Origin of the sequence: Streptomyces sp. NPDC050703, from assembly GCF_040654435.1 — a bacterium.
In the GTDB taxonomy this organism is placed as follows: domain Bacteria; phylum Actinomycetota; class Actinomycetes; order Streptomycetales; family Streptomycetaceae; genus Streptomyces.
This window is the reverse complement of the sequence record NZ_JBFAHX010000011.1, coordinates 95,592-108,012: the sequence shown is the minus strand read 5'-3', so window position 1 is coordinate 108,012 and position 12,421 is coordinate 95,592. Positions and strand designations below refer to the sequence as shown.

Annotated in this window: 9 protein-coding genes; 6 read left to right on the top strand and 3 right to left on the bottom strand. The window is 74.2% G+C overall.

The window, feature by feature from the left end; genetic code table 11:
- The 6 genes from AB0I16_RS13485 to AB0I16_RS13460 all read left to right on the top strand — a co-directional run bounded on the left by AB0I16_RS13485 (position 1) and on the right by AB0I16_RS13460 (position 7,867).
- On the top strand, positions 1–2,565 hold the full coding sequence (locus AB0I16_RS13485; RefSeq protein ID WP_363249499.1) for an FtsX-like permease family protein: 2,565 nt from the start codon (positions 1–3) through the stop codon (positions 2,563–2,565).
- 136 nt (positions 2,566–2,701) lie between these two features.
- Positions 2,702–3,814, top strand: coding sequence for a radical SAM protein (locus AB0I16_RS13480; RefSeq protein WP_363249498.1), 1,113 nt, complete (start codon positions 2,702–2,704; stop codon positions 3,812–3,814).
- Positions 3,811–4,794 carry a radical SAM protein gene (locus AB0I16_RS13475; protein ID WP_363249497.1) on the top strand — a complete coding sequence of 328 codons (984 nt, stop codon included), beginning with the start codon at positions 3,811–3,813 and terminating at the stop codon, positions 4,792–4,794. The genes AB0I16_RS13480 and AB0I16_RS13475 overlap by 4 nt, the downstream gene beginning before the upstream one ends.
- A gap of 80 nt (positions 4,795–4,874) precedes the next feature.
- Positions 4,875–5,570, top strand: coding sequence for an iron-containing redox enzyme family protein (locus tag AB0I16_RS13470; protein WP_363249496.1), 696 nt, complete (start codon positions 4,875–4,877; stop codon positions 5,568–5,570).
- A 72-nt stretch (positions 5,571–5,642) separates the two neighbouring features.
- Complete coding sequence (locus AB0I16_RS13465; RefSeq protein WP_062783374.1) at positions 5,643–5,840, top strand: aroma-sacti cluster domain-containing protein; 198 nt, start codon at positions 5,643–5,645, stop codon at positions 5,838–5,840.
- A 122-nt stretch (positions 5,841–5,962) separates the two neighbouring features.
- On the top strand, positions 5,963–7,867 hold the full coding sequence (locus tag AB0I16_RS13460) for a BTAD domain-containing putative transcriptional regulator (protein ID WP_363249495.1): 1,905 nt from the start codon (positions 5,963–5,965) through the stop codon (positions 7,865–7,867).
- Here the strand turns inward: AB0I16_RS13460 and AB0I16_RS13455 are convergent.
- From AB0I16_RS13455 to AB0I16_RS13445, 3 genes are read right to left on the bottom strand one after another with little or no spacing between them, the layout of a single operon-like run.
- The gene (locus tag AB0I16_RS13455; RefSeq protein WP_363249494.1) at positions 7,830–8,471 is read right to left on the bottom strand and encodes a GAF domain-containing protein; all 642 of its coding nucleotides are present in this window, start codon (positions 8,469–8,471) and stop codon (positions 7,830–7,832) included. The genes AB0I16_RS13460 and AB0I16_RS13455 overlap by 38 nt on opposite strands.
- Complete coding sequence (locus tag AB0I16_RS13450; RefSeq protein WP_363249493.1) at positions 8,472–9,326, bottom strand: S8 family serine peptidase; 855 nt, start codon at positions 9,324–9,326, stop codon at positions 8,472–8,474.
- Positions 9,323–12,394, bottom strand: coding sequence for an adenylate/guanylate cyclase domain-containing protein (locus tag AB0I16_RS13445; RefSeq protein ID WP_363249492.1), 3,072 nt, complete (start codon positions 12,392–12,394; stop codon positions 9,323–9,325). The genes AB0I16_RS13450 and AB0I16_RS13445 overlap by 4 nt, the downstream gene beginning before the upstream one ends.
- Positions 12,395–12,421: the final 27 nt, after the last annotated feature.

Genomic DNA, 12,421 nt, shown 5'->3' with positions numbered 1-12,421 from the left:
GTGCTCAGGCTCGCCATCACGGGCATCCGCCAGCACCGGTACGGGTTCATCGGCGCGCTCTGCGCCGCAGCGATGGCCGCCATGCTGATCGCCGCCTGCGGCATCCTGGTGGAATCGGGGCTGCGGTCGACGCCGGAGGAGGACCGGTTCGGCGCCACCACGGCGGTGGTGCGGATGGACCCGGACGTCGTGATCCGCACCGGCTCGGGACAGAACGTCGACCACGAGAGCTACCCGCTCGACCAGCCGCCCCGCCTGACCGAGCGCCAGGTGCGGCAGGTGCGCGAGGTGCCGGGGGTGCGGCGCGTGGTGACGGACACGCCCTTCTACGCCCAGGCCCTCACCGAGGACGGCACCGCCCAGGCCGGGCCCGACGACGGGGTGACCGAGGGGCACGCGTGGGAGGCCGCCGCGCTGACGCCGTTCACCCTGACCTCGGGGAAGGCGCCGGGCGCCGACGAGGTGGTCCTCGACGCGGGCACCGCCGCGCGCGGCGGCCACCGGGTCGGCGACGAGGTGCGGGTCGTCACCGCCCGGGGCGCCGCGGCCTACCGGGTCTCCGGGATCGCCGCGTCGCGTGGCGGCGAAGGACTCCCCGACCAGGCCTCGCTGTTCTTCGCCGCGAGGACCGCCGAGCGGCTCGCGGGCACCGGCGGGAAGGCCGCCTACGCGGGGGTGTTCGCCGACGGGACCTCCGCCGCCGCGGTGGAACGGCGGGTCCGCGAGGTCCTGGACGTACCGCATCTGGAGGTGCTCACCGGTGACGCGCGCGCCAAGGCGGGGGCGCCCGGGACCACCGAGCGGATCGCCGCGACGACACTGCTGTTCGGGCCCATGGCGGGCATCGGCGGCTTCCTCGCGGTGTTCGTGCTCGGCGGCACCATCGCGCTCGGGGTGCTGCAACGCACCCAGGAGATCGCTCTGCTGCGCGCCGTCGGCTCGACGTCCTGGCAGGTCAGGCGGATGGTGGCCGCGGAGACCCTGCTCGCGGCGGCGGCCGGTCTGCTGCCCGGCCTCCTGCTCGCCGTACCCCTGTCGGGGCTGATCCTCGACCGCCTGCACGAGGGCGGCACCGCTCCCGAGGCGTACGAACTCCGTCTCGGCCCCCTGCCGTTCCTGCTCGCGGCGGCGGCCACCCTGCTGCTCGCGCTGGTCGCGGCGCTCGCGGCGGCCGGGCGGATCTCCCGGATCAGGCCCGCCGACGCCCTGCGGGAGGCGGTGTCCCCGCGCAGGCCGGTCACCGTCACCCGGGTCCTGCTCGCGCTGCTCCCGCTCGGCGGCGGCATCGCCCTGTTCTTCGCCACGCAGCACATCGGCGGCGAGGTCGGGGTCGCCTTCCAGTACCTGATCGTGCTGCTCCTGATGGGCGCCGCCGCGCTCCTCGGGCCGCTCCTCGCCCGGCTGCTCGAACCGCCGCTGGGCGCCCTGGTGTCGGCGCTCGGCGGGGTCACGGGGTGGCTGGCGCACGCCAACTCCCGCTTCTCGGTGCGCCGGGTGGCCTCCATGGCCTCGGCGCTGATGCTCACCGTGGCGATGGCCTGCACGGTGCTGCTGGTCACCGGCTCGCTGAACCGCATCACCGCCGAGCAGACCGAGCGCCGCACGCGGGCCGACCTGGTGCTGCTGCCGCAGGACTCGCCGGGCCTGCCGGGTGACGTGACCGAGGCGGCGCGCGGCCTGGACGGGGCGGAGGCCGTGGCGGCCACCCGCTCCACCACGGTGATCTCCGACGTCCTCGGCACCCCGGACGTCCTCGGCGCCCAGGCGCTCGACCCCGAGGCGGCCGGCGAGGTCATGGACCTCGGTCTGCGCGCGGGCTCGCTGCGCAGCCTGGAGCGGGACGGCACGGCGGCCGTGAGCCGTACCTACGCCGATCAGCGCGACTTCGACGTCGGGGACCGCTTCCGGGGGTGGCTCGGTGACGGCACGAAGGTCACGCTGACCGTCGGCGCCGTCTTCGACCGGCCGCTGGGGCTCGGCGACATCCTGCTGTCCGAGCGCTATCTGCGGCCGCATCTGCACGAGGACCTCGCCGACTCGGTCCTGGTGCGCGCCGCGCCCGGCCAGGACGACCGGCTGCGGGCGGCGGCCGCCGCGCTGGTGAAGGACCATCCGACGGTCGAGGTGACGGACGTCGACGCGTACGCCGAAGGGCTGCGCACCTCGCTCGCGCGGAACACCACGGGCACCTACCTCGTCCTGTCCGTCCTGGTGCTCTTCACCGCGGTGTCGATGATCAACGGGCTGCTCATGGGGACGGCCGAGCGTGCCAAGGAGGTCTCGCTGCTGCGGCTGCTCGGCGCGGGCCGCAGGCACATCACCGCCATGCTCTATCTGGAGACGCTGATCGCCGTGCTCATCGGGGCCGCGACGGGGACGGCCATCGCCGTCACGGGTCTCGCGGGGGCGAACGGCGCCCTGACGGGATCGACCGATTTCAGCATTCCACCGCTCGGTTACTCCCTCATCCTCGCGGGAGTTGCCGCATTGGCGCTGATTTCCACCGCTCTGCCGGCGGCACTGGCGCTGCGCAATCGCCCCGACGGGGTGCTTCCTTCCGTCTGAATAGCTGGTTGAGAACCGGTAGAACCGGTTCTCAACCAGCTTCAAAGACGAACGAAAGTACGAGACTCCATACTCGAAGCAGAACGGCACGGAAGCCGAGAGAACGTGTCAACGGAGGGGGATTCCGGTGCACCTCATGGAGATCTTGCGATATCGCCCGGTGCCCGCGGCTGCGGTGTTCTTCGGGATCACACGCAGGTGCCCTCTCCACTGCAAGCACTGTTCGACCAGTTCCCTGCTTGACAGCGAGGAATACCCCGAACAGCTCTTCCGCGGCTTCGCCGAGACCTTCACCGCGGAGAACCGGCCTGAATTCGTCCTCATGTCGGGCGGCGAAGCACTCCTTCGCCCCCGCCTCGTGCAGGACATCGCGGAACTCTCCCGCGCGGTCGGCGCGCGCAGCCACGTCCTGTCCGGCCTGTACTTCGCCGAGCACGGGCGCATTCCGCGCCCCGTCAAGCGGGCCATCGACGCGGTGGACCACTTCTCGGCGAGTCTGGACGTCTTCCACGAGGAGGAGGTCCCGCGGGCGGCGGTCTTCCGTGTCCTGAAAGAACTCATGGCCGAGGGCAAGCAGGTCAGCCTCCAGCTGACCGGTACGGGCCCCGGCGATCCCTATCTGGCCGATCTGACCGCCGAGGTCCGCAGGGTCTTCGACGACCGCGTGCCGATGCTGGTCGCCCCGGTCAGCCCGCACGGCCGCGCGGACGCCTGGCTCAAGCAGGCGCCGCTGCCCCGCGGCGAGGTCGCGCCGGCGCCCTGCGCCGTCTCCGCCTGGCCGGTGATCGGCTTCAACGGGCAGGTCACGGCCTGCGGCAACCAGGACGTGATGGACGGCAAGGTGCCGCTGCCGCCCCACCTCTACCTCGGCCACATCGCCAAGGACGACTGGCCGACGATCAAGGCGCGGGCCATCGGTGACCCGATGGTGCGGGCGATCCGGGCGGCCGGACCCGAGTACCTGGCGGAGCGGCACGGCTCCGGGGGCGGCTGCGGCACCGAGGGCTACTGCCAGACCTGCTGGGTGCTGTCCAAGGACCCGGCGATCCCGCGCCGGGTGCGCGAACTGGCCATCGAACCCACCACCCGCCTCGTCGAGGAACGCACCGAGGAGATGCTCGTCGGGGCCGGCGCGGTCTCCTTCGCCCAGCAGTACGGCATCACCGAGTACGCCGAACTCGTCACCCTGGGCCTGGACGAGGCCACCGCGGGCGCCGGTGCCCAGCAGACCGCCGGGAGCACGCCATGACCGCGCTCACGCACCGGGACATCCTCGCCATCCGCCGGAACCGCGGCTCGTCGGTCCTGCTGTTCCTCACCGACCGCTGCCCCGTGGGGTGCGCCCACTGCTCGGTGGACTCGCGCCCCGACAGCCCCCGCATCACCGACTTCGCCCTGCTCGAATCCCTGGTCGACGAGCTGGCCGCCATGCCGGAACTCACCATGGTGGGCATCTCGGGGGGCGAGCCGTTCGTCGAGCGCCGCGGGCTCACGCTGGCCGTGCGCCGGCTGTCCGACGCGGGCAAGCACGTGGTCATCTACACCAGCGGGTTCTGGGCGGCCTCGCCGCGCGCCCCGGAGTGGATCGACCGCCTGCTGCCGCTGACCACCGCCATCTACCTCAGCACCGACGCCCACCACGTGAACGGGCAGGGCCCCGAGCGGTTCGTGAACGCCGCGCGGGTCATCGCCCGTACCGGCGTACCCATCGTCGTGCAGTGCATCGACGAGGGCGACAGCCTGGCCGCCACGCGTGCCTCGCTCACCGAGGCGCTGGGCCCCGGCTGGCCCGAGCGGGCCGAGCTGATCCCCACCCACGGGCTGCCGCACGGCAGGGGCGCCGCCCACTACGCCTGGCAGCAGCGCACCGCGGGGCGGGACTTCGGGCCCTGTGACGTGGTGGACGCCACCGTCGTGCGCTACGACGGGCGCGTCACCGTCTGCTGCAACGAGTCCGTGATCATGGGCGCGGGCCCTGCCGCCCTGCGCCGCGACGCCACCGACGGCCCGGCCGTGGGCCGCGCGGTACGGGAATTCCACGACGACGACTTCTTCCGCGCCATCGGCTCGGTCGGCCCCGGCGCCCTCACGGCGCTCCCGCTCCACCGCGACCTGGCGGACCGCGAGTTCTCCTCGATCTGCGGGCTCTGCTGGGCGATGACCAAGCGGCGCACCGGCGGGAACAGGCACGACGCGCTGCTCGCCGCCCTCGCCGGCCTCACCGAGTGAACCGCTGACCCCGGGACCGCGCACCTACCTGCCGGGCCGTCACCACGGACTTCGCGCACCGCGAGACTAGGAGATGTTCCATGACCACCCGGCACAGCCGTGTGCTCCTCGCGAAAGTCGAGTTGCTGCTGCCCCGCCTCGCCGCGACCTCGCGGGAGCTGTGGGATTCACCGCGGCTCCGCGACCTCTATCCCGAGTATCTCTGCATGCTGCACACCGCGATCCGTTCGACGGTGCCCCTGATGGAATGCGCTCTCGAAGAGGCCGAGAAGCGTACGGGCGACCCCGCGGCCGATGTCCTCGCCACATATCTGACCCGGCACATCCGCGAGGAACAGGGCCACGACGAATGGCTGAGGCAGGATCTCGACGCGCTCGGATTCGACCCGCGGGAACCGCTCCGCCGGGTGCCGGAGGCGGCCGTCGCCAATTTGGTCGGTGCCCAGTACTACTGGATACGCCATTACCACCCGGCCTGCCTGCTGGGCCACATCGCGGTCCTGGAGGGAAATCCGCCCGCACCGGGACTCGTCGACGAACTGATGCGCCGCACCGGATATCCACGCACCGGTTTCCGCACCCTGGAGCGCCATGCCGCGCTCGACGTGAAACACCGTGAAGAACTTCTGCGCACCATCGACGGAATGCCGCTGACGCACGATCTGGCCACCGCCGTCGGCCTCAGCGCGCTGCACTCCGTCGATGCCGCCGACGCCGCCCTCCGGGCGGTGCTGGCCTCCCGCCGGGCTCCTGTCCCGGCGGCCACCCGAGCGTGAGGGGACGCCCATTCCCCTCACAACCGGTGGTCCGCCGACCGACGGACCACCAGTCAACCAAGGAGGAACGCCATGTCGTTCGACGCTCTCAAGGAACTCGCCGCCGCCGGTCACAACTTCAAGGGCGCCAACCCGCAGCAGCTCGACGCGATCGCCTCCCTCAGCCAGGAGGAGGTCGCGCTGCTGAACTCCGTCAAGTCGCGTCTCGACGCCGCGGAGGACGTCGTGTCGCACAGCAACAGCCCGCTGAGCGGTGCCTTCGTCTGGTAGTCCCACGCCCGAAGGACCACCCGCCGTACGCCGGCTGAACACCATGAGGGCCCAGGTGCTTTCCCGCCTGGGCCCTGCGGCGCGACCACGAGAGGTACGCACACAGGGGGAAGGATTCAACCGTGTTGCAGTTCAACGTGCTCGGGCCGCTCGCCGCGGTCACGGGGTCGGGGCAGCTCGCGCTGGGGCCGTTCAAGCAGCAGGTGCTGCTCGCGGTGCTGCTGTGCAGGCCGGACTCGGTGGTCCCGGTGGACCGCCTGGTGGACGCCCTGTGGAGCGAGGACCCACCTCGCAGCGCGGGCAAGAACCTCCAGGTGTACGTGCACCACCTGCGCCGCGCGCTGGCGCACGAGGGGCACGAGGTGGACGCCAGGCTGCTGCACCAGCGGCCCGGCTACCGGCTCGCGGTGGACCCGCGGTCCATCGACATGGTCCGCTTCGAGCAGGGCATCGACATGGCGAGGCGGGCCGCCGCCGAGAGCGACGCGGTCCGCGTCGACCAGCTGATCCGCGAGGCCATGTCGCTCTGGCGCGGCAGGCCCTTCGGGGGCATGGAGGGCGTGGCACCGCTGGACGCGGAGGCGGCACGCCTCGACGAGCGGCGCCTGACGGGCCTTGAGGTGGGGTTCACCGCCCGCCTCCGGCTCGGCCTGCACCACGAGGTGCTCGACGAGGTGGAACCACTGCTCGCCGAGCACCCCTTCCGCGAGCAGTTCCGGGCGCAGCACATGCGGGCGCTGTGCGGCGTCGGCAGGCAGAACGACGCCCTGATCGCGTACGACGAGACGCGGCGCCTGTTCTCCCTGGAGCTCGGCCTCGAACCGGGCGCGGTGCTCCAGCGGTTGCAGCGGGAGATCCTGGAGGGCGGGCCCGCGGCGTCCTGCGGGCCGACGGCCGTGGCGGTCCCCCGGCAGGACGCGGCCCCCGTCCCCGCCCCCGTCCGCGGCCCGGAGCCGGTGCCCGCGGCCGTGCAGCTGCCGCCGGGGCTGCCGGACTTCACCGGGCGCGCACGGGAACTGGACGCGCTGGTCCCCGAGGTCGAGGCGCACGCGGGGCCGTCGGCGTGCTGGCGGGTGACGGTGGTGACGGGGCCGCCCGGCGTCGGGAAGTCGACGCTCGCCGTCGCCGCGGGGCACACGGCGGCCGAGGCGTATCCGGGCGGTGTCTTCCACGTCGACCTCGTCGACGGGCGGGGGCTGCCGCGCACCCCGGCCGAGGCGCTGGCCGACCTCCTCCAGCAGCTCGGCGAGCCCGCGGAGCTGCTGCCGCCCGATCTGCCGGGCCTGGTGCGGCGCTACCGGGCGCGGTTCGTGCTGCGGGTGCCCGCCCTGCTCATCCTGGACAACGCCGTCTGCGAGGCCCAGGTGAGACCGCTGCTGCCGAGCGCCCCGCCGGTCCACACCGTGGTGACGAGCTGTTCGCGCCTCGCGGGCCTCGACGGCTCGGAGGCGCTGGAACTCGGGCCCTTCGGGGACCGCGACGCGCTGGAGCTGCTGCGCCGCATCACCGGCGCCGACGTCGTGGACGCCGAGCCCGAGGCGGCCCTGCGCATCGCCCGGTTCTGCGGCGGGCTCCCGCTGGCCCTGCGCATCGCGGGGGCCCGCCTCGCGCCGCGCAGGTTCTGGCCGCTGGCCAAGCTCGCCGACCACGTGGAGTCCTCCTGCGGCCTCGACTGGTTCACGGTCGGCGACGTCGATCTCCGCCGCAGCCTGCGGCGCGGGTACGACAGCCTCACCGGCGAGGACTGGGGCATGCTGCAACTCCTGGACGTGGGGCGCGACTTCACCTTCATGGACGCCTGGCTGCGCCTGGGCGGGGAGCCCGCGGACGCCGCGCAGGCACTGAACCGGCTGTGCGACGCGCACGCGCTGACCCATGTGCGGCCCCAGGGCCCCGACGGCACGTGCCTGTTCCGGCTCGGCGCCTTCGTGCACGACCTCGCCCAGGAGCAGGCGCCGCCGCCCGTGGCAGTCTCCGCGGGCTGTCCGGTCACGGCCGTCTGTGCAGGACCTCCGTCAGATCGCTGACGATCCGCAGGGCGAGCTCCCGACGGCCGCCGTCCAGCGCGCTGATCTCCCCGGCCAGCGCCTGGGCGGCGGCCTCCGCAGGCCCCGCGGGCACCGCCCCTGCGGGCCGGGCGCGACGCGCGCGCTGCACGAGGACCAGGGCGAGGGACGCCTGGTCGGCGAAGAGGGCGAGGAGTTCCATCGCGGCCAGCGGGGTGCGCAGTTCCGCGCTGCGGTCGAGGACTTCGAGCACCCCGAGCGGTTCGTCGCCGCACAGCAGCGGCGCCGCCATGAGCGCCTGGGGCACATAGCTGGTGGACTCGGCAATGTCGCGCGCGAAGTGGGCGTCGCTGTCCACGTCGTGCACCTCGACGGGCTGGCGGGACTGCAGGACCCACCCCGCGATCCCCCGCTCCGCGGGGAAGCGCCGGCCCACGAGGGCGTCCTCGCCCTTTCCCGCCACGGCCTCGAAGACCAGCTCCCCGCTGTCCTGGTCGAGCAGGGCGATGGAGCCGGCCCGCGCGTCGAAGATCGCGACCGCCGTGCGCACCACCGAGAGCAGCAGCGCGTGGTGGCCCTGGTCCTCCCCCGTGCCGGTGTGTGCCGGCGGCCCGCTGTGGTTCATCTACTGGCTCCTGACGTTGGCCGAGGCGAGAAACAGCGCCTGCTTGACCTGGAACGCGGTCATGCCGCGGTGCTTGCCGACGATGCGGGCGCAGAGCCCCGCCACGTGCGGGGTGGCGAAGCTGTTGCCCGTGCAGCGCCGGGTGCCGCCGCCGGGCCAGGCCGCGGGGACCTGCACGCCGCGCGCGAAGAACTCCACCGGAGGGCGCGGGTTGTAGAGCAGCAGCCCGGGGTCGTCGACGTCGTGGCTGCCCACGGAGATCACGGAGGAGAACCGCCACGGGAAGCTCTCCACCGGCATGTTGTGCGCGGAGGCGACGAGGAGGCTGCGGCCGAAGTAGGCCTGGTCGGCCAGGTCGTGGAGGACCGGCGCGAACGCCCTGCGGGTCGTGGACAGGCTCATGTTGATGACGTCGTAGCCCTGCTCGACGGCCCAGCGCACCCCGGCGATCAGCACGTCGCCCGAGCCGCGGAAGCCGGAGCCGAGTACCTGCACGCTGTCCAGCTCGCACTGCGGCGCGAGGCCCCGGATGATCGAGGCGCAGGCGGTGCCGTGCCCCGTGGAGTCGCCGCCCGCCACCCGTACGACCTCGTGCCCCCCTTGTGCTCCGGCGTCCGCCACCTCCCGTACGAGGTAGGAGGCGTTGACGGGGCCGATCAGGGGGTGGGCGGTCTCCACGCCGGAGTCGATCACGCAGACCCGGACGCCACGGCCGCTCGCGCCGCCCCACGCCCACGCGGCGCCGTCGTCCTCCTCCCCCGCGGTCCCCGCGCCCGCCCAGTCCGTGCGGACCTCGATGGCGTCGCGGTCGCGGCCGAGCAGATGCCAGGTCAGCCCCTCGGGCGCGGCGGTCACCGCAGGCCGTCCCGCAGCGCGCGGGCCCTGCGGGCCCCCACCAGGTGCCCCTTGGCGGTGAAGTGCCGCTCGGCCTCGCGGGCCGCCAGCTCGGCCTCGCGGCGGCGCGCGAGCAGCAGCGCGGAGTGCGCGCGGTCCAGTTCGGCGGTGGCCCGGCAGGCGGGCGAGTCCGTCTGCGCGGCGGCGCCCAGGGCGGTGGTGAGGTGCGCGTCGGCCGCCGTCGCGTCGCCCTCGGCGGCGGCGAGGCGGGCCCGCATGCCGTACACCTCGCAGGCCGCCGCCGGCATCACGGTGACCCCGTCGCGCTCCAGTACGTCGAGCAGGGCGCGCACGGCGTCGGCAGGCGCTCCCCTGGCGAGCAGGACGCGGGCCAGGTCGCGGACGGCGGTGGCGTGCAGCTGGGGGTCGCCGAGGCGCTCCATGCCGTCGGCGGCCTTCCGGAGCAGCCGCTCGGCCTCCGGCCACCGCCCGGCGAGCTCTTCGACGCCGGCCCGGAAGAGGACGACTGCGGGTACCGCGAAGTGGTGCCCGAGGTCGGTCAGGGTGCGCAGCGCGTCGTCCAGGAGGCCGCGGGCCGCGTCGAACTCCTCGCGCATGGCGAGCAGGACGGCCATCGGGCACCCCACGGTGGCCCGCCCCACGAGGCGTCCCGCGAGGTGGTCGCCGCGGAAGGCGCGGCAGCTGTCGAGCGCCGAGCCGACCGGCTCGGGGCCGAGCCAGAGGGAGACGGCGAGGGCGCCGAGGATGCCCGCGCGCTCCAGCTCGGCGCCCGCCCGCACCGACGCGTCAAGCGCCCGCTCCAGGTGGGCCGCCGCCTCCCGGTGGCGGCTGCGGCTCTGCCGCTCCTGGCCCATGGCGAGGTAGGCGCGGGCGAGGCCCAGCGCGTCATCGGCCTCGGTGAAGACGGGGACCGCGGCGCGCGCCGCGTCCAGGAGCGCCCCGAAGCCCTCGGTGCCCGGGTCCAGGTAGCCGAGCTGGAGGCGGACCCTGGCCGCTGTCCTGCCGTCTCCCGCCTCGTCCGCCTCGGTGAGCAGCGCGCGCAGCTCGGTGACCGCCTCCTCCGCGTCGCCGGCGGCGAGCCGCGCCTCGGCCAGGGAGGTCCGTACGGCGAGCGCGGCGGGGTGGTCGCCGGTCAGCGCTAGGGCCCTGCGCAGCAGTCCGACCGCCCAGTTGATGTCGCCGTGCGCGAGCGCCTCGGTCCCCGCCCTGCCGAGGTGCGCGGCGGCGGACTCCGCGGCGTGCCGGGCCCGCGGGTCGCCGGGGTCGAGTTCGGCGCGCAGCCGCGCGGCGTGTTCGAGGTGGGTGCCGATGGTGTGGTGGTCGTCGGGGCCGTGGTGCTCCACGTGGGCGGCGAAGCGCTCGTGGCTCCGGGCGCGCAGGAGTTTGGACATGCCGGTGTAGACCTCGTCGCGGATCAGCTGGCCCGCGGAGCGCCAGCGGGGCCGGCCAGCGGGGCCGGGGTCCGCGGGTTCCAGGAGGCGCCGCCGTGCGAGGTCGCGGACGATGGGTCCCGCTTCCTTCGCGCCGGGTTCCGCGAGCGCCGCGAGGTCGTCGGTGGTGAAGTCGCCGCCGATCACCGCGGCGTGTTCGAGTACGGCCCGCTCCGCGGGGGCCAGCCGGTCGAGGCGGGCGGCCACGATGGCGCGTACCGAGAGCGGTACGTCGTCGGGGTCGGCGCCTTCGGCGACCATCTCCACGATCTGCTCGACGAAGAGGGGGTTGCCTTCGGAGCGGCTGACGAGCCGGTCCACGGCGGGCCCCGGCAGGGGCGGCGGCACGAGGTGCGCCCGCACGTCCCCGCCCGCCGGACCGCGGTCGCCGAGCCGCAGGACGAGTTCCCGGCAGTCGTCGCCGCCGAGCGGGGGCACCACGAGCGCTGTCGCGTCGAGTTTGCCGCTGCCCCAGCTCGGGCGCCGTTCGAGGAGTTCGGGGCGGGCGAGGCCGAGCAGGAGGACGGGGGCGTCCTTGACCCAGTCGGCGATGTGGTCGAGCGCGGCGAGCAGGTCCTCGTGCGCCCACTGGAGGTCGTCGATGACGAGGACGAGCGGGCGTTCGCCGCCGAGGGCGGTACACAGCCGTTGCAGCGCCCAGCAGGTCTCGTCGAAGGAGGTGCCCGAGCGTCCGGTGCCGGCGAGGCGGGCCAGGGCGGTGGCGACGGCGGCGTCGGGGCCCGTGGTGCCGAGGAGTTCCGCGAGGCGCTGGTCCGGGGCGTCGCCGAGCAGCCGCCGCAGCATGTCGGCGAGGGGCGCGAGGGAGCCCTCGCTGCCGTACGGGGGGCAGCCGGTGCGGGCCACCGCCGCCCCGTCGTCCCGTGCCGCGGCGGCGAAGTCGCGGGCGAGCCTGCTCTTGCCGACGCCCGGGTCGCCGTACAGCGTCACCAGATGGCAGGCGCGGTCCCTGCGGACGCGGGTGAACGCCAGCTTCAGCTGGGCGAGTTCGTCGTGGCGGTCGACCAGGGCGACCCCGGGGCCGCGCGCCGCGCCGTGCTCCAGGGGGCCCGCAGCCAGCAGGCGCCAGGCGGGCACCGGGTCGCGCTTGCCCTTCACGGCCAGCGGCGGCACCGGCACGGTCTCCGCGGCGTGCGCGATCAGCCGGTGGGTGTCGGCGCCGATGAGGATCTGCCCGGTGGGGGCGTGCTGTTCCAGCCTGGCCGCCACGTTGACGACCTCGCCGGAGACCAGGGCGTGGCCCGCGTCGGCGGCGCCGGAGGTGACGACCTCGCCGGTGTGGATGCCGATGCGCACGGCGACCGGTACGCCGTGGGCGCCCCGCGCGCCCTCGGCGAACGTCTCGACCGCGGCGAGGATGTCGAGCGCGGCGCGGGCCGCCCGCAGCGCGTCGTCCTCGCGCAGCGCCGGGATGCCGAAGACGGCCATCACGGCGTCGCCGATGTACTTCTCCACGGTGCCGCCGTGGCGTTCCAGGCAGTCGCTGAGCAGGGCGTAGTAGCGGAGCATGAGGTGGCGCAGCGCCTCGGCGTCCAGGCGTTCGCCGAGCGCCGTGGAACCGACCATGTCGCAGAAGACGATGGTGACGGTCTTGCGGCTCTGGGTGGTTCGCTCGCGCACCCTCGTTCTCCCTCCCCCATCACGCCC

What these genes read in the sequence shown, in the direction of transcription:
- AB0I16_RS13465 (WP_062783374.1), top strand. Translation starts at nt 5,643, where the DNA reads ATGTCGTTCGACGCTCTCAAGGAACTCGCCGCCGCCGGTCACAACTTC.
- AB0I16_RS13470 (WP_363249496.1), top strand. Translation starts at nt 4,875, where the DNA reads ATGACCACCCGGCACAGCCGTGTGCTCCTCGCGAAAGTCGAGTTGCTG.
- AB0I16_RS13475 (WP_363249497.1), top strand. Translation starts at nt 3,811, where the DNA reads ATGACCGCGCTCACGCACCGGGACATCCTCGCCATCCGCCGGAACCGC.
- AB0I16_RS13480 (WP_363249498.1), top strand. Translation starts at nt 2,702, where the DNA reads ATGGAGATCTTGCGATATCGCCCGGTGCCCGCGGCTGCGGTGTTCTTC.
- AB0I16_RS13455 (WP_363249494.1), bottom strand. Translation starts at nt 8,471, where the DNA reads ATGAACCACAGCGGGCCGCCGGCACACACCGGCACGGGGGAGGACCAG.